The following is a 17,836-nucleotide window of genomic DNA, read 5'->3' as shown; positions in this document are numbered from 1 at the left end:
TTAACTTAAGAATTTTATAACACCCTACAACAAGAATATAGAAGATAGAAGAAATGCTGGCAGTATCCCATACTCATCAAGATAAGAAATTAAATACCCCATTACTATCAATTCTTAAGTTGATAGTAATGGGGTAGCACCATATACCCAGCAAGCTAAGGTCTTGAAGTAGCCCCTAAACAAAAATTTAAATTTTTCTACAGTAATTTATGTGAATTCAACTCGTTTTTGGGAACATATGTGGTCCTTTTATAATTTGAATTTCTTTTTAAGCTTCTTATATTTTCTGTACGAACGTCTAACAATGTTTAACATAAAATACGGTATTTTAACGGGGAAAGGCAATTTATAAATGAAAGGAAAATAAAAGGTGAAATATGCCTTTTCTAGGTCTCTCCACTTACTATCTTCTTTTGTTTTTAAGAAATCAGATACATCGACCACATATCCCCTTCCTTTTTCCATCATCACATTTTTCCCGTGAACATCACAAGGAGTTAACCCTTGTTCCCTCGCATACTCCAAAGCCTCATTGATATCAAGTATTACCTGCTTAGGAATTTTAATCCCCTTATGAATAGCATCGTATAAAGTAATTTCTTTTAAACGTTTCAATACTATGAAATTTTCTCCTTTATATATAAGCTTTGAATAAGAAGGATGATTTCCAATTCTTCGGTATGCTTCTGACTCTTTTTCAATTCCTTCTCCTTCTCGCACGTAAACTTTCACTACCCAATCTTTGTATTCTCTGTGCATGAATACTGCGGCATAATTACCTGTCCCTAAACACTTCCAAAGTCTAGGAATATCTTTAACTACTACAGGCTCGAATTCATCCTCACTTCGTATGCTTACCTCTTTTAATAATTCGTCCTTTATTAATCCCACAAAACTATTTATACTCATCATTCCCACTCCGGTTTTGCTAAAAGGGGCCCACCCACATTTTAACGAAAATATACACTAAGCGAATTTTAGCATAAAACGAGTCATCTTTCTTCTTAAAATAAAAAGATGACTCGTTCTATTTGAACTGTTGAATACTTAATATTTATTCCGCTATTCATAGCCAAAAACTGTACAACATAAAAATATTTCTAACTATTTTCATTTTTTCACAGGCAACTGTATAGGGCTTTTCTTAGTGCAAGTTCTCTTAGTTCATTACCCATACCAAATCTATATTACTCTATTTTATAATCTAAAACACTGTTTAGAAGTGTAGCAAAGGTTTGTTAATGGTTCCATTCTTGTTCCAATACTATCTTTGTTAGCTAAAACTTTTATTGTTTTAATAGTCTTTTGTTTAATTCCCACAATGCTGTTTTGTTGCTATCCCATTTCAAAAACGTTACTGCTTCCTCAAAGCATAACCATTTATAATTGAAGTGTTCTTTAGATAATGATATGTTTTTTGTAGGGACTTTAACTCCAAAAGAAAATTCTTTTATTACATAAACCTCTTCTCCCCAAAGGAATCCTCCAACTACATCTTCTACTGATAGTGAAGACACAGAATCTAATTGTATATATGGACATTCTCTTGTAATACCAGCCTCTTCAAATGCTTCCCGTTTTGCTGATTCAATAGGAATCTCACCGTCTTCTCCGCCACCAGCTATTCCTTGCCAATAACCATAATCACTTCGGTTAAAAATGGCATATTGAATAGAATCGACAGTTTTTATATAAGGAAATATCAATACTTGATATGGCGCTCTCATTACTTAACCTCCTCTCGAAAATAAGTTTTAAAGCAATATGAATAAAGAGCCGACATCACAATTCTACATTATTAATGCAGGTTTATAATGTCGGCCCTCTATTTTTAAATAATTTTATTTTTCATAAACAGGCTTACTCTTAACAGAGGAAAAACTGTTTATTTCTTGTCGAATTTGTTTAGCATGGTTTTTCCTAAATGTTAGCAGTACCCTATATTATTCAATTGCGCCAGCAACATCATAATCATTTAAATCTAATTCAATCGTTTGTCCGAGCGCTAGTTTAGCAAGTTCCGCTCCTAGATATGGACCAGCTGTTAAACCCGAAGCTCCTAATCCATTCGCAACGAGAATTCCTTCAAAGTTAGGTAGCGGTCCGATAACAGGTAAGAATCCTGGTGTAAATGGTCTGAATCCAACTCTCGTTTCAAGCATTGTAGCATTTTCTAAGCCAGGCGCAACTGTTAATGCCTTATGGAATACTTCATGTAAACCACCTGCTGTTACACGATGATCGAAACCAGTATCATTCTCATGTGTTGCACCAATTACGACATGCCCATTGTCAAACGTTAAAATATATTGATCGTTCGGTGGCATAACAACTGGCATATTTTCTGTTGCTGTATTTTCAATTTGCAGATGAACAATTTGTCCTTTTTGGAATGTAACTAAGAAATTAATTCCTAATGGGTTCAAGATTTCATTCGCCCATGCGCCTGCAGTTACAATAACCTTTTCTGCTAAAATTGTTTCATCGTTTACTGTAACTCCAGTAATATGATTTCCTTCACGGACTAATATGGCATCGCCTTTTATAAAAGTTGCACCATGTTTTTTCGCAGCACTTATTAACGCATTGCGTAATAATCTTCCATTTACTCGTGCAGCACCACTAATATGAACAGAACTATATTCGTCTGATAATGCTGGGAATAATTTTTTTGTTTCTTCAGCTGATAAGCGAGTTATTTCACCAATCTCTGGGGCATCTTCACGTCGTTTATAAGCTCGCTCTTCCATTTGATCTAACTTTTTCTCGTCAGTATGTAAACTAATTGCACCTACACGATTATATCCTGTGTCAGTTTCACCGTCTTCTTCTAATTGCTGAATTAACGAAGAATAGTAACGTGCACCGCCTTTAACGATTTTATACCATGCTTTATTACGACGCTGTGATAGCCATGGACATACAATACCTGCTCCTGCATCAGTTGCTTGCCCTAATTGTTGGCGATCCACGATAGTAACATTCGCACCTGCCTTAGCAAGATGATAAGCAGTAGACGCTCCTAAAATTCCAGATCCAACTACAATATACGATTTCATTTCAAACACCTTTTCTCTTTTGCTAATTATATAAATATAAGAACATTCCTTAGTATAATGGAAGGAATGCTTTTTTCAATGTACTCATCACAATTAATTGTTGCAGCATTGTGACTTTCTTAATCATTATTTTTTCTTCTTACGGAATAATTCAATTGTTTTATAACCTTGTGAAAGGATTTCTATCATTTTCTCTAGACGTTTTTCACGTGTTTTTTCTTGTTTTACAGAAAAAAGATTACGTGCCCAATCTTTCTGATATCCAGGCGTTAAACTTTGATAAAACTTAAGTTCATTCGGGTGATTTGTTAATAATGCTTCAACATCTTTAATTCGATCTGCATAATCGGCAACACATTGACTCATAGCAGATGTTTTCATTGTTTTTTTCTTTTCACGTTTTAAACCTACAACAGTAAAGACTTCATCCATACTTACCATTCGTGCAAATTTAATATTGCTTTCTCCCACATAACCATCTTCTCCAACGTTTAATGCCGGAAACATCTCATCACGGTGAATAAACGTACTATAACGAGCATTACCTTTTTTCGGATATGCGAAGAACACGTAACCTTTTTCAATTAGTAATTCTTCATTACTAATAATAAAATTCGTTTGTTTCACCATTTCATCAAGCGTTTCTACAAATATAAAGATAGCATCGTGTTCTTTTGAGAATACAGTTTCTTTACCTGTAAAAATGTCATAATTACTTGGTTCGTTAATTACGACCATATTTGTATACTTATTAAGTTTCAATTTATCAATAACTGACATAATAATCTTCCTTTACATTCAAAATTCATTGTACATACTTTTTCGTACTGTTCTAGTGTATTATATGTATTAAGAAAATCAAACTTTAAATCATATTATTCTGCTGCAAAAGAACCAGTTTTTCATACATATGAAGAAACTGAGGAAACATTAACTATACCGCAGTTTCCGAAACATATTAGACGAAAACCATTTACACCAAAAAATAATAAAGATAGCCGCCTCTGATTAAGTACCGGCTATCTTTATTATTCATAACTTAATAGCAAATAAAGTATATAAAAGCTCTCTATATTGCTCTTCTGTAACCTCACGCTTAGTTTTTGCTCCATAAATAATTTCAGTTACACTATTATTCGTTAAAGAGACATGCCCAGAGTCCGTCAATTTCACTGCAATTGGTCCCTTATTAAAAATAGATTTCTCATCTTCTATTACTCTTCTTTGAACATCGTTTACTACTATCTCATCAATAATATGTTTATAAAAGGCATGACAAACTTTCCATTCTCCTTCAGCATCTATTCTTTCTAAAACATAATTTCCTTTACTCGTATCTTTTCGTCTCACCCGGTACGACCCATTCTTTGAAGAAACAGACTCATCAGTAAAAGGTACAGGAACAAGAGGTACTAATGAAGCTATACCTACATCAATTAAATACTGTGCATTAGCATAAGTTAAAATAATTGTTATATGGCCATCCTCAAGTGCCCATGCATTTATATCATTTTTATAAACCGTACCTAATGCCAGTTGTACATCATAGCCACAGTCTTTTAAGAAATAGTAAAAAAGGGTGTTTAATTCGTAGCAAAGTCCACCACGGGAACTAGTTAAAATTTTCTCTCGTAAGTTTTCCAGAGAGATTTGATTCGTATTTTGTGCTATAACGTCTAAATTCTCAAATGGTATAGTATGTGCAAATGAAAAGAGTATAGTAGGTAATTCTTCAAACGTTACTTCATTACGTTTTTTAAGATTTAATCTTGCGAAAAGCTGATCTTGTAAACTTGTCATATTTAGCACCCCTTAAAATTTTATAAGTTTAAATAATATATGCTGATTGTAAGTTTTAAGGGGTACTGTAACAACGTACATTTTATGTAACTGTACCGGTACAAAAAGTCTAACCGACAAGATCACTAAAGATAAGAAGCTACAAATACAAATTTAATAGTTTGTCTATAGGTAAATTATTACAATCGCTTAAATCAACAAAATACTGAAGTTGCCACATTTGGCTCTTTTTAGCTTGATTGCTAACAGGCTTATCCCATATAGGATAAATCCTCATAGCCATCTTGCCTTTTTGATTTTGTGTTCTCAAGATTTTTTCCTTAAGAAGAATCTCTTTAGGCAAAATGAATTGTCCTAGTTTATGATCATCTATACAAGTAATAACTAATAAATCAGGAGCAGCGTCATAAGAAAATGCTTGATTTTGCATATTGTCATCTTTCTCCCAAAAAGAAACAAATTGACCAATTTTATTAGGAGTAACTTTTGATTTTCTAAAACGAATGGTTTTGTTATTTAAGTGGAATAAACATCCTGCATATTCTGCGTTTTGCTTTTCTTCTTTTAGATTCGTAATCATTAAATTGTTAGGTTGGTAAACTATATTATTTAAATTTCGGATCGTATCATTAAAATTGTTCAAAAAAACTCCCCCTTTATTCATCTCTTAGTTTACCACAAACATCAGTTCTTCTATATCGTATATAATCATGAACTAAGTGAAATGGGGGAATTTAGCAGGATATAATTTTTACTTTAATGTACTTAGTTTTTCAATTGCTTGTTGCTCAGTTGCTAAGTAAAAAATGTCATTCCCTTTATTACATTCATAAATAAAGTCTTTTAAGCTTTTACTAGTGTAAATAGAGAAATCCCCAATGATAGCAATCTTTACCTTGTAGTTTATAAACTTTTGAAGGATATCACCCGCAAGACGTGTTTTTAAATCAAAGAAGCTTTCACTTATTAATGACTTGTGGATAATAATATGCTTCGCATCTACCTCGTATTGAACTGTTGCCATAGTATCTAATGCAGACTGAACATCCGATATTAATACCTTATCGTTTCTAATGACCGCAATATTGATTCCATCGATTACTACTTTCTTTATGTCCATAGTCCCACCCCTTTATAATGTGCACCGTATGAGTAAAATTGTTTTACAAAACTTCGTATTAATCATAGATTAAATTAGCCGCAGCTATTAAAATCGCCTCTATTCTTTATTACTAATACGGTTAATGAAATTAATGATAGTTTCTCTTTTTTATATTTTTGAATATATATATGAAATTGCTTTTACTTGTTATAAAAATATTGTACTTGTTATAAAAATATTGTGGAGTAACATAACTTAACAAACTATCCAAAGTGTTAATCTCGGCATATGGTTGTATTTTGGTAGTATTCTTGATTTTTTGAGGGTTAAACCACACACCTTTTATATTTATATTTTGAGGACCAGCAATATCCTTTTCTAAGTCATCCCCAACAAATAAAGTATTTTCCGGCTGTAAATTTAGCTTATTTAACGCTAGTTCGAATATACGTTTATCAGGTTTACTAAATCCCACTTCTTCAGAAATAATGATTGTTTCAAAATACCTATTTAAATTCGTGTTAAATATTTTAGCTTTTTGCCTCTGAGTTGAGCCATTTGTTATAATTCCAACTTTAAAGTGCTTCTTTATTTGATTTAAGAAATGAATAGTATTTTGGTCTATTGAAAAACATCTAGGGAAATTATTATTCCAAAAATCTTGGATATAATTGCGTGGCAATCTATACTTCGGCGTGAATTCATCAAACAATGATTCTAAAACTGTCGTTTTATTACTTATGCCATATTCTCTTTTATCGTATTCTTTGAATTTCTGTAACATGTTGCTTTTAGCCGCACCATCTACATTTTCATAACACTTTTCTAAAACAATTAAAAATAATGCCGCTACTGCCTTATCCCTATCAAGTAAGGTATCATCTAAATCAAACAGCATACCTTTATAACACTTCAAATCATTTCACAACCTTTCTAACATTATATAAATCTCTCCAAGTTTGTACCTTTAAACTTTTGGTTTAGCCAGAACATTGTTATGTAGTGATTAACGATTAAATAGAAACTAGATGAGAGAAATCCAAAGTTCTTGGCACACACTCTAGTATTACTGTAGCTTCTTCTATATTAAAATTCCTTTCCCTCTTTTGGTAAAGAAGTACAAGTATATTTTCACAAATTTTAAGAAATTACATACAATTCACATTATTATACATTAGTTTTTCGTAAATATTATTCATACATCAATTCATACGATAAGTTTTTTAATCAATTATTTCTCCATAAAAAAGTAATATAGCTAATAATACTTTTTGGTAGTAAACGTCCTATGAAGTTTACTACTGTATCTCCACATAAACTCCAGATAGTACGGCTATAATGACTACCAGAGGTGATATTATGAAAAACTATCATATTCTCGTGGTAGAGGACGATCAAGAAATTCAGGAATTAATTAAACAATTTTTAATGACACAGCATTATACAGTGGTAGTCGCTTCAGATGGACTAGAGGGTATGACACAATTTAATAAGCAATCCTTTGATTTAATTCTCCTAGATGTCATGATGCCCAATCTTAATGGGTTTGAAGTTTCTAAAATGATTCGAAGTCAGTCAAACGTACCAATTATTATGCTAACTGCGTTGGAAGAAGAGGAAGATCAAATGAAAGGATTCGATCTTGGGATCGATGATTATATAACAAAACCCTTTTCATTTCATGTTTTGATTAGACGAGTCGAAGCTGTACTTAGAAGAAGTTATGATAAAAATGTAAATAATCATTTGATATTTAAAGAAGTTCGTATCGATGTGGATGCATATAGAGTCTATGTAAATGATGTTGAAATTATATTAACGACAAAAGAGTTTGAAATTCTACAACTACTATTTCAAAATGAGAGAAAAGTACTTACAAGAGAAAATATCGTAGAGAAGGTTTGGGGGTACGATTATTTTGGAGAAACACGAATAATTGATACACATATTAAAAACCTACGCAAAAAATTAGCTATCCCTTATATTAAAACAATAAAGGGTATTGGTTATAAAATTGATGAATAGTATTGTGAAACTCATGAAGATGAAGCAAATTACTTATAAACTCTTTATGACTACATCTCTCATTTTGTTATCCTTTGCAGTATTGATTTATTTAACTTTATACTTCTTTCTCCCTACGTTTTATGAGCAATATAAAACAGATCAACTTCAAACAGGGATAAACGAAATCATTGATAAGTCTAAAAATCTTACGTTTCAAGATGCGATACCACTTTTTGATGAATACGCAAAAAAAAATAATGCGATGCTTTACCTTCAAAATAAAGAAGGAGTAATTATTTACTCTCCTTCATTTTCTTTTATTCAAAGTGGTACGCAAAAAACAGTAGTTACTAAAGCAACACGATTCGAGAATGCAAGTACCCTTAGCAATTCATATAACGTTACGAAACCAATTCAATTCCAAGATGGTAGTTTAACACTTATAGTCTTTGCTACATTTCAACCGATTGATGAAGCTTCACAGGTTTTAGTACGATTTCTCCCCTATATTAGTATCATTGTGCTCATTATTGGTATAGGAAGTGCTTATTTTTATTCCAGGTTTATTACAAAGCCACTTATTTATATTAATGAAGGTGCACAAAAGATGGCAAATTTAGATTTCTCCGAAAAAATTGAGGTTCGCTCTACAGATGAGTTAGGAGAATTGTCTAATAGTTTGAATGACATGTCTATTAACTTACAACAAGCTATGTTTGATTTAAAAAAAGCAAATGAACAATTAAAAAATGATATTGAAAAAGAAAGAGAAATAGAAACAAAACGCAGAGAGTTTTTTGCGATTGTAGCACATGAATTAAAGTCCCCTCTTACTGTAATGAAAGGATACTTAGAAGGGATGATATACAATATTGGCCCTTATCAAAATCGTGATCAATATTTAAAGAAAAATCATCAAATTATTGAAAGTATGGAACAATTAGTTCGTGAAATTTTAAGCGTATCGAAATTAGAACAACACACCTTCAAACTAAAAGTAGAGGAAGTTAATCCTTCAAAGTTAATAGGTACAATCACAAAAGATCTCGAATTTTTTGCTTCTCAAAAAAGTATCGAAATAATAAAAGAATTTGATTCTGACCTTTCTATTTATACAGATTGTGCTCTTTTAGAAAAAGCATGCAAAAATATTATCCACAATGCGGTTATGTATTCACCACATAATGAAAAAGTCTATATAAAGTTAAGAGAGAATTCTAAACAAGATCAAATCGAAATGAAAATTATAAATACAGGTATCAATATTAAAGATGAAGATATTCAACAAATTTTCAAACCATTTTATCGAATTGAAAAATCAAGGAATCGAAATACTGGAGGAAGTGGTTTGGGGCTATATATTGTTAAACAAATTCTTGAAACGTTAGATATAAAGTATTCAATAAAAAATATGGAACATAGTGTGCAATTTTGCATGAGTATTCCGCTATCTAAACATAAAAACAAATAAACTCTCCTTTAAATAGGACGAGTTTATTTGTTTTTGTAGTAAGTATAAACTTATTAACAGGCTTTTCGTTTAATGACGTATGCTACTTTTTAAATGGCGATTGTCATAAGTAGTGACAAACTGTATTCAACTTAAATGTTTACCTATAACAGCAAAAAAAGCGAAATTACGCTTAGCAGCAAATTAGATTCTCTTATTTGAGATACATTTCATCTATGAAACTGAAAAGGAGGATGAAAAATGTTTATTCACCTCCATTTTTCAGATTAATTTGGAATTCTTTTATGATAAGCTATATGTAAAGATTAAACATAAAGGATGATTCGTATGGAAATAAGACCAAAGGTAAGTGAATATAACTCCTATTATGCAACGTATACCAACTTGGTATCAGACGGAAATATCATACATATTCTAGAACAACAAATGAAGGAAACGAATCTTTTATTAAAGGGAATTTCTAATAGTAAGGGACTTTTCCGGTATGCTCCTACTAAATGGAGTATAAAAGAAGTAATCGGTCATATAGCAGATACAGAACGTATTATGGCGTATCGATTGCTATCTATCGCTCGAGGCGAGACAGCAGAACTTCCAGGCTATAATGATGATATGTATGTTCTTAGAGCTGCTTTTGATAAGCAATCTATGCAAGATCTTCTTGAGAATTTAATAGTTGTTCGCCAATCTACCCTGTATTTACTTAGAAGCTTAGATAAAGAAGCCTGGTCACAAAGAGGAAATGCGAATAATTCTGAAGTTACAGTTCGTGCATTAGCATACATCATTGCCGGTCATGAGCTTCATCATCTTCAAATTATAAAAGAACGTTATCTTGGTTCTGATGCATATCCAGCAAGTTAATATTTGAAGAACAAGAGTCCTATTTATGTAGGGCTCTTGTTCAGTATTTATAACGTATTAGCACTTAGAATCATGGCAATTAAATGCATTTATTTATAAAATTCACCACATAATATATATGCTATCCTCTTTTATTCTGTACATAATTTTCTTTAGGTTGATATACTATAAACACAATAGTTCTGGAAAGGTGATGATATTATGTATGAACAACAAAATAATAGAGATAGAGATCAAAAAATGATGTTTTCGATGCAAGGAGTTCCCACAAATAAAATTAACATGAATCAATTACCTAAATGGATTAAAATTTTTGGATATTGTGCGTTTGGTTGGATGATAGTATTTAGTTTAATTATGATTGTAGGTTTAATTCTGCAATAACTATACAGATACATAGATAGGTAAACGGGACGATATTTAGATTATACATCTAGGTAATGTTCCGTTTTTTATGTATGATTATCCCATGATATAGGTAACCAATTATACTAAAAAGAACTTGTAGAATATCCTACAAGTTCTTTTTCAAATATTATTAAAACGGGAACAACAAACTATTTTAACATTCAGTACAGGGAGACCATTTTGATTATGGCTTGATTTTATTATAAAACAAATATAAGCTTTTGAAAGGTCTAGATTTTGAAAATTATGTGAATTGAACAGCTACGATGTTTATATTAGATTTCATTTACAACCAACTTCTTCTTACTTAAATACACTGCACGATCTGATTTTTTAGCAACCTCCTGTGAGTGCGTCACAACAATAATACATTTATTCTCTTTATGTGCAAGTTCTTGAAACAGTTCTATAATATCCATTGCGGTTTGCTCATCAAGGTTTCCTGTTGGCTCATCCGCAATCAATAAATCAACATTACAAGATAGTGCTCGAGCAATTGCTACACGCTGTTGTTGCCCACCGCTTAGTTGCAGGACGTTTCGTTTCGCTTCAGCTTCTGAGAGTCCTACCCTCTCTAATAACTGTAATGCTCTTGCTGTTTTATTTTGCACTTTAACACCTGTAATTTCCATTGCTGTTAAGACATTTTGAAGAGCTGTCATATAGGTTATTAAGTTATAAGATTGGAAAATTACAGATACATTTTGATTACGGTATCGATCCAAACCAATTTTTCTAATATCTTTGCCATTATACAGTACATAACCATTTTTAGGGACATCTAGTCCACAACCTAAGCTTAGAGTCGTAGTTTTACCAGATCCAGATGGTCCTAAAATCGTGTAGAAATGTCCTTTTTGAAAAGAAAAGTTAACATTTTCTAGTATCGCTACATTTTTTCCATTACTTTCATAATAATAATCTAAATTTTTAAACTGTAAAATTGTCTCCATATCGAGCCTCCTCATTCATCTTTTAAAAGAATTTGTTTTGGGTTTAAACGTAGAATAGATAATGCCGGAAGAAGCGTTGCTATTATAGCAATAGCTAGTCCAATTCCACCCATTTTTCCTACATCTTCTCCTGTTACACTTACATCAATTTTATTAATCGGATCTTCTTTTTGATTTTGTAGAGTACCACCAGGTCCAGCCATCATTACAGTACCATGTTGCGAGGTATCTGTTTCTTCGCTTGAAGTAGCAATTTCATTCGAAAGTAAATTATCCCCGATATATTGAGAAACTTTAGCTCCTGTTGTTATGGATAATCCAAATGCTAAAATAGCGACACACACTACTTCTACTACGAATTGCGCCATCAGCTTCCACTTTTTCTCTCCAATGGACAATAGAATTCCCATTTCTTTACGACGCCCTTTAATTGATAGCATTATGATTAATCCTAAAATGATCGCACCTGCAATCGATACAATATAAATAATCATTTGAGAAGTCGAAGAGATATTTTCGATAGGACCAATCATTTGCTTGTACAATGAATCATGCGCATCTAATTTATAATAATTAAAATCAATATTAAATTTTCTTGCTTCTTTTTTAAATGCATCAATATATTGTGGATCATTCAAGAAATACACGACTTGAACACTACTTATACCTTGGTCTACTTCTAATTTTTTCATAGTTGAATGCGGCATATATAGTTTATTAGCTGGATCCATAATAGGAGGAGCCTGTTGACCCATTGCTTGCTCATTTGTTTCGTAAATACCGATAATTTCAACCTCAAGGGTTTCCTTCTTATCCCCTGATTGCACTTTAACTTTGTCTCCTACTTTCAAATTGTTTAATTCCGCTAATCGTTTTTCCATTAAAGCTACATTCTGATCCTTCATTTGCTCTGTTATTGGTTTTCCATCAATGATTTTACTTTTTCCGTTTTTAAAGCTTTCTTGTAATGCAGTCTTGCGAACTCCCTCAATCATAAAAGAAGCGTTCATATCGATTTCTGTACCAGAGCTTGAACCGCCTCGCGCAGCCGCCATTCCCACTTTACCTTTTCCTTCTCCTTCTGAAGCTCCTACTAGTTTAAGCCCATCAGAAATACCGAAAGTGTTAGCTATGTAATTATAATCTTTTACATACTTGGACTTCGCTAATTGATCTGTTTCTTTTGCATCGAGCTGCGGCGGATTTGGCATTTCTCCAGTTTCCTTAGCTTTTTGACCTAATTTGTCGAAATCAAGACCTAAAGTAACATCTGCACCAAGTTTTTTTCTTGCAGCATCCGCTGCTTTTTTTGATGCATTTTGGATTGTGAAACCTGAAAGAACCAAATTTGTAACAATCAGAAAAACTGCCATCAAAATTAATGATGTTCCTATCCTTTTTTTCATACTGAGAATTGCTCGTTTCATAAAATTCATTTTTGCTTACCTCCTTGATAACTTGTATTCTATATAGGTTATCTAGAGTTTATATGGAGCTAATCGGTAGTTTAACTAGAGATATAAGGAGTTTATGTGTAGTTATTTACCTGTTTCAGAAAAGCTAGAACACAAATTCAAAAATGCAGCCGTTTTTGAATATTGATAAGGAGTTATTCCGTTTAATAAATTTATTAAAGGTTAAGATTAATTTAATGTATGTAGCACAAAAAATATTTACTGTGTAATTTCTATACAATAAATATAGAGAAACCTATTTGTAAATATTTATATGAGAATGTAAGTTCCTAATAGAAATTACATCTTTTAATAAGAAAAGAAACAATTTAATATTCTTTTATACGGATATGAACATTAACTTACTTCTTAAATTTTAGTATATATTTATAGTTTTATTTTATTGCAAGCTTTATAATATGATATACAAATTTATCACCTACTATTAGGAAAAGAGAATATTTTATAATTAATTTACAACATAAATTTTGTCCATGTTTTAAACAATATGTATTTTGGAGGAGGTTAATTTGATTTTTTCAAAACTCATTGATCGGTACGCCTTATATGATTTACATAAAAAAAGAAGTGTAGCATTTCAGTTTACTTCCCTTTCTAACACTTCATTAAATATAAAGGACATAGAATCTTTTTATAAAGTACAACCATCACATTTTCATTTTGACATTAAGCATTCAAAGCAGGAAAATGAATACATGGTTGGGCAATTCAACCATAAAAGTTCGGTTCAATCCGGTGATTCACGCAACGACTCTGTAACTGGGGAATTATTCTTACATAAAAATGAAAATGCACCTCATGTTATCTTTGTTCACGGTTGGAGAATGGATTCTAACGAACGTGTGAAAAAAATATTCCACGATCATATGACCAGCCTGAAGTGGAATATGTATTATTTCACTCTACCCTATCATTTTGAAAGAAAACCCGATCAATCCTTATTCAGTGGAGAGTATATGGTAAGTGCAAATATTGAACGAACATTACAAGCAACTAGACAAGCGGTAGCTGACTTACGAGCTTTGATTAAATGGATTAAAGCAAATAAAAATGGGCCCCTGATTCTAATAGGAATTAGTTTAGGCGGATTTATTACTAACTTAACCTCTCTTGTTGAAGAAGAAATTGATGTGTTAGCATCCATTTTTTATGCAAATCGACTTTCTTATTCTATTTGGAATACAACTCCAGGTAAATTTATTAGAGAAGACTTGGAACATCATGGTGTTACGTATGATGATTTAATAGATTATTGGAAAATCACTGAACCGAGTCAAGCATTGCCAAAAGTAAAAAAAGAAAATATTTTATTAATTTCAGGTAAGCATGATCTATATGTGCATTCTGAGGATACAGACTACTTGTGGGAATCTTGGGAAAGACCTCCACGATATATTTATAAATGTGGGCATGCCGGGATCGTTCTTAAACGTAAAAAAATTGCAACTGATACTATTGATTTTATTCAAAATCGATTGAACTCCCCGCACTTATCCAATGTCATGCCTTAAATCGCGAGATTACTAAGTACAAAATCTTATACTTATATTGTTATATTTTTTACTAGTCACCTTTGTAAATCTTCGCCCCTAGCCTTACACGATTGAAAATGAAATAAAATAAATAACTAAGGAACTAATTTACCATATGGAAAAACATTGCTCAACATTTTCACTAGTAGTCCCTGTATATGCAATATTACATATAAAAATCTTTATGTATTCCGTTATTAATTTAAAAGGAAATTATTTATCCATTAATCTATACCATCCGTATTTGCAGTTAAGGATACCCTAATTACATATGAAAAAGAGAGAAGAACATTGGTTAGTTCTTCTCTCTTTGTTTATTTTTAAGATAACTATCTATAAAATTTTGCTTTTCATAATTCTTCATGAGTCTAGAAAAGAATCTAATCCTTTTCTAGACTCAAAAAGAAATTTTTCTAATGTACATAATTACAACGACATTAAACCACTTTGCTCTTAAATCCAATACTTGTATTATTAATTGCATGAAAGTCCTTCTTGAGAAAGGTTTTAATTTCCGAATATTCTGTTGACCGTTATAACATATCCAATTTACAATTTAATTGTGGTGTTCTTTCACAATTAAACTACTTAGAATATACACTTCATTTATTTGAAAACAATTACAAATAGAGGTGCTAAAATGAAAACTAGAGTAAATCCAGAATTATTACAAGGGTTAGAGATGTTTCCGGATCTCGATTTACGCCCGGAAAACTTGCAATCAATCAGAGAAGGAATAGCTCAAATGAGACCACCTACCGTTGTTGATGACTCTCTTTCTTTAACAGATAAAGTCATTTTTGGGCCTGATGATAATCCGTTACCATTACGAATTTATCGTCCAAAATCAAATCATGAATCTTTACCTGTCTTATTATGGATACATGGTGGTGGTTATATCTTAGGTTCTATAGATGATAACGATGATACTTGTATGAGGTTTGCAAAAGAAGCTGGCTGTGTGGTTGTATCTGTAGACTACCGCTTAGCACCTGAACACCCTTACCCAGCACCAATTGAGGATTGTTATTCAGCTTTAAAATGGATTGCTGATAATGCAAAGTCATTAAACATTGATTCAAATCGTATTGGGGTTGCAGGAGTAAGTGCCGGCGGTGGACTAACAGCAGCATTATCATTATTAGCCCGAGATCGAAAATATCCTTCAATTTGTTTACAAATGCCACTATATCCAATGATTGATGACAGAAATGATACACCTTCAGCGAATGAAATTAAAGAGGGATTTGTTTGGAATCAAAAGGCAAATGAAGCTGGCTGGAAAATGTATTTAGGAGAAATGTATGGAACGGATCAAATCCCTGCCTATGCAGCACCTTCTCGAGCTGAGGATTATAGTGACTTACCGTATACTTACACATTTGTTGGTCAATTAGATCCATTCCGCAGCGAAACATTAACCTATGTAAGTAAACTAGCACAAGCTGGTGTTGATGTGGAGTTTCATTTATATCCAAATGCCTATCACTGGTTTGAAGGGTTAAATCCAAATGCCGATGTATCTATTTATGCTGTGAACGAAATAGTACAAGCAATAAAGACTGGTTTCAAACGAGTATCCAAGGTTGAGGCTTAATCCCATTACAAGAGAAACGCTTATAAATAGTATATATGTATTTATCATTTAAATATAATAGCCGATTCTAAATAAGAATCGGCTATTAATATGTAAAATCCGCCTAATATATTAAGGTTGAGAAACAGATATAAGATGTTTAGGCGATGTGTTTATTTCCTCTGCTAACGCTTTTATGTTCATCATGATTTGAAGTATTTCTTCTTTTGTGGTTCTTGGGTTGATAGAGCAAAGTCGAATTACTACTTTTTCTTTTAATTTAGTCGTACTTAGCATAGCAAATCCTCTTTGATTAATTTCTTCCACCAATTTTTTGTTTATTTCATGAATTGTATCTGTAGATGTTAGCTCACATGGAATATAACGAAAAGTAACAATTCCTAATTGGGCAGGTGTTACTACTTCCCAATCTTTTTCTTTCCTTAAAAACTCTTCAACTTGTTCAGCTAGCATAATGCCATGATCAATTGCCTCACGAAAAGCTGTAACTCCGAATGCTTTAAAAGAAAGCCATACCTTTAATGCTCTAAATCTACGAGAAAGTTCAATTCCACGCTCCCCAAAATTCACTTTTTCTTCTATATTAGTTTCTGTATCCTTAATATACTCTGGGATCATACGGAATGTTTCACTTAAATATTGGCTATTTCGAATAAGTACACAACCAACATCATAAGGCTGAAAAAGCCATTTATGCGGGTCTAACGTTAAAGAATCGGCACGATGAATTCCACTTAATAACTCCCTTCCTTTTTCACTGAGAATTGCTGCAGCCCCATAAGCCCCATCCACGTGTAGCCATATATCTTCATCACCACATACATCAGCCAATTCATCGAGGGAGTCCACCGCTCCGCAATTCGTTGTCCCTGCATTAGCAATAACACAGAATGGTTTTTTCCCTTTTAATCGATCTTCTTTTATTTGTTTTCTTAAAGTACTAACTGAAATTTTTAAGTCTTCATCTGTCTCAATTCGGCAAATTTGATGCTGTTTAAAACCTAATACTTTAAGTGCTCGATCTACAGAAAAATGAGTTTGGTTAGAAAAATAAACAATCGCATTTTCTATGTCATTATTCAGCTTGACCTGTCTCGCTACAGTAAGTGCAGTCAAATTAGCCATGGAACCACCACTGACAAATAGTCCTTCAGCTGAATCAGGGAATCCTAGCATTGATTTTAACCAGTTAATTGTCGTTAATTCAATTTGTTCGGCACCTGCACCTACTATCCAAGCTGTAGGAAATACATTAAACCCACTTGCTAAAAAATCTGCTAATACACCAACATAATTATTAGGACCTGGCACAAAAGCCATAAAATGAGGATGATCCACATGAGTAATTTGATTAAACACATTGTTATTAAGAAAATGAAGTAATTCTTTTGGATTAGATCCGTTTTCCGGAATCGTTTCAATTAGCTTGTCTCTAAAAATATTACTATCAATCGTTTCTGAAACTGGTTTACTTTTTAAATGATTCATATGATCAACAATCAAGTCAACCGCTTGATATCCTAACTGACGCATTTCTTCGGCTGATAACTGTAATTTTTTTGTCATTT

General features: G+C 32.3%; 17 protein-coding genes and 1 pseudogene. 7 read left to right on the top strand and 11 right to left on the bottom strand.

The genetic code is table 11. From position 1 onward, the window contains the following. Positions 1 to 249 precede the first annotated feature (249 nt). The 4 genes from MR160_RS04190 to MR160_RS04175 form a co-directional block, all read right to left on the bottom strand. Positions 250 to 909 carry a protein kinase family protein gene (locus MR160_RS04190; protein WP_000026523.1) on the bottom strand — a complete coding sequence of 220 codons (660 nt, stop codon included), beginning with the start codon at positions 907 to 909 and terminating at the stop codon, positions 250 to 252. Between the two features lie 377 nt (positions 910 to 1,286). Next, positions 1,287 to 1,727, bottom strand: a complete 441-nt coding sequence (locus tag MR160_RS04185) for an NUDIX hydrolase (protein WP_001202619.1) — start codon at positions 1,725 to 1,727, stop codon at positions 1,287 to 1,289. Positions 1,728 to 1,943: 216 nt separating this feature from the next. After that, complete coding sequence (locus tag MR160_RS04180) at positions 1,944 to 3,059, bottom strand: NAD(P)/FAD-dependent oxidoreductase (RefSeq protein WP_000844384.1); 1,116 nt, start codon at positions 3,057 to 3,059, stop codon at positions 1,944 to 1,946. 126 nt (positions 3,060 to 3,185) lie between these two features. Next, the gene (locus MR160_RS04175) at positions 3,186 to 3,839 is read right to left on the bottom strand and encodes a YdeI/OmpD-associated family protein (protein WP_000110860.1); all 654 of its coding nucleotides are present in this window, start codon (positions 3,837 to 3,839) and stop codon (positions 3,186 to 3,188) included. 27 nt (positions 3,840 to 3,866) lie between these two features. Between MR160_RS04175 and MR160_RS35270 the strand changes: the two are divergent. Next, positions 3,867 to 4,071, top strand: a pseudogene (locus tag MR160_RS35270) (hypothetical protein). Between the two features lie 20 nt (positions 4,072 to 4,091). Here the strand turns inward: MR160_RS35270 and MR160_RS04170 are convergent. From MR160_RS04170 to MR160_RS04155, 4 genes are all read right to left on the bottom strand, one after another. Beyond that, entirely contained in the window at positions 4,092 to 4,859 is a 768-nt protein-coding gene (locus MR160_RS04170; RefSeq protein ID WP_242297086.1) for an arylamine N-acetyltransferase family protein, read from the bottom strand. Between the two features lie 139 nt (positions 4,860 to 4,998). Continuing rightward, positions 4,999 to 5,502: a MepB family protein gene (locus MR160_RS04165; protein ID WP_001058784.1), complete on the bottom strand. Its 504-nt coding sequence runs from the start codon at positions 5,500 to 5,502 to the stop codon at positions 4,999 to 5,001. Positions 5,503 to 5,610: 108 nt separating this feature from the next. Beyond that, positions 5,611 to 5,979 (bottom strand): DUF4180 domain-containing protein, encoded by a 369-nt coding sequence (locus tag MR160_RS04160; protein ID WP_000351862.1) that lies wholly within the window; start codon positions 5,977 to 5,979, stop codon positions 5,611 to 5,613. A 130-nt stretch (positions 5,980 to 6,109) separates the two neighbouring features. Further along, positions 6,110 to 6,859, bottom strand: a complete 750-nt coding sequence (locus MR160_RS04155) for an HAD family hydrolase (RefSeq protein WP_000895697.1) — start codon at positions 6,857 to 6,859, stop codon at positions 6,110 to 6,112. Positions 6,860 to 7,320: 461 nt separating this feature from the next. On the opposite strand from MR160_RS04155, the gene MR160_RS04150 reads away from it, so the two are divergent. The 4 genes from MR160_RS04150 to MR160_RS04135 all read left to right on the top strand — a co-directional run bounded on the left by MR160_RS04150 (position 7,321) and on the right by MR160_RS04135 (position 10,687). After that, positions 7,321 to 7,986, top strand: coding sequence for a response regulator transcription factor (locus tag MR160_RS04150; protein WP_000800727.1), 666 nt, complete (start codon positions 7,321 to 7,323; stop codon positions 7,984 to 7,986). After that, a complete protein-coding gene (locus tag MR160_RS04145; RefSeq protein ID WP_001084893.1) occupies positions 7,979 to 9,439 on the top strand; it encodes a sensor histidine kinase in 1,461 nt (486 codons plus the stop codon). Before MR160_RS04150 ends, MR160_RS04145 begins: the two co-directional genes overlap by 8 nt. A gap of 327 nt (positions 9,440 to 9,766) precedes the next feature. After that, positions 9,767 to 10,303 (top strand): DinB family protein, encoded by a 537-nt coding sequence (locus tag MR160_RS04140; RefSeq protein ID WP_000405918.1) that lies wholly within the window; start codon positions 9,767 to 9,769, stop codon positions 10,301 to 10,303. 201 nt (positions 10,304 to 10,504) lie between these two features. Then, complete coding sequence (locus MR160_RS04135) at positions 10,505 to 10,687, top strand: hypothetical protein (RefSeq protein ID WP_000273237.1); 183 nt, start codon at positions 10,505 to 10,507, stop codon at positions 10,685 to 10,687. A gap of 299 nt (positions 10,688 to 10,986) precedes the next feature. On the opposite strand, the gene MR160_RS04130 is transcribed toward MR160_RS04135, so the two are convergent. Both MR160_RS04130 and MR160_RS04125 read right to left on the bottom strand, forming a co-directional pair. Further along, the gene (locus MR160_RS04130) at positions 10,987 to 11,664 is read right to left on the bottom strand and encodes an ABC transporter ATP-binding protein (protein WP_000447865.1); all 678 of its coding nucleotides are present in this window, start codon (positions 11,662 to 11,664) and stop codon (positions 10,987 to 10,989) included. Between the two features lie 11 nt (positions 11,665 to 11,675). Further along, a complete protein-coding gene (locus MR160_RS04125; protein ID WP_001010216.1) occupies positions 11,676 to 13,100 on the bottom strand; it encodes an ABC transporter permease in 1,425 nt (474 codons plus the stop codon). 548 nt (positions 13,101 to 13,648) lie between these two features. Between MR160_RS04125 and MR160_RS04120 the strand changes: the two genes are divergently transcribed. Next, positions 13,649 to 14,650, top strand: a complete 1,002-nt coding sequence (locus tag MR160_RS04120) for an alpha/beta hydrolase (protein ID WP_000577700.1) — start codon at positions 13,649 to 13,651, stop codon at positions 14,648 to 14,650. A 661-nt stretch (positions 14,651 to 15,311) separates the two neighbouring features. Further along, complete coding sequence (locus tag MR160_RS04115) at positions 15,312 to 16,268, top strand: alpha/beta hydrolase (protein WP_000857936.1); 957 nt, start codon at positions 15,312 to 15,314, stop codon at positions 16,266 to 16,268. A 111-nt stretch (positions 16,269 to 16,379) separates the two neighbouring features. On the opposite strand, the gene MR160_RS04110 is transcribed toward MR160_RS04115, so the two are convergent. Next, positions 16,380 to 17,834, bottom strand: a complete 1,455-nt coding sequence (locus tag MR160_RS04110; protein WP_000162820.1) for a pyridoxal phosphate-dependent decarboxylase family protein — start codon at positions 17,832 to 17,834, stop codon at positions 16,380 to 16,382. Positions 17,835 to 17,836 lie beyond the last annotated feature (2 nt).

Source organism: Bacillus cereus group sp. BfR-BA-01382 (assembly GCF_022663475.1).
Lineage (GTDB): Bacteria > Bacillota > Bacilli > Bacillales > Bacillaceae_G > Bacillus_A > Bacillus_A thuringiensis_S.
The sequence above is the reverse complement of the archived record's forward strand: the minus strand, read 5'-3'. Positions and strand labels throughout refer to the sequence as shown.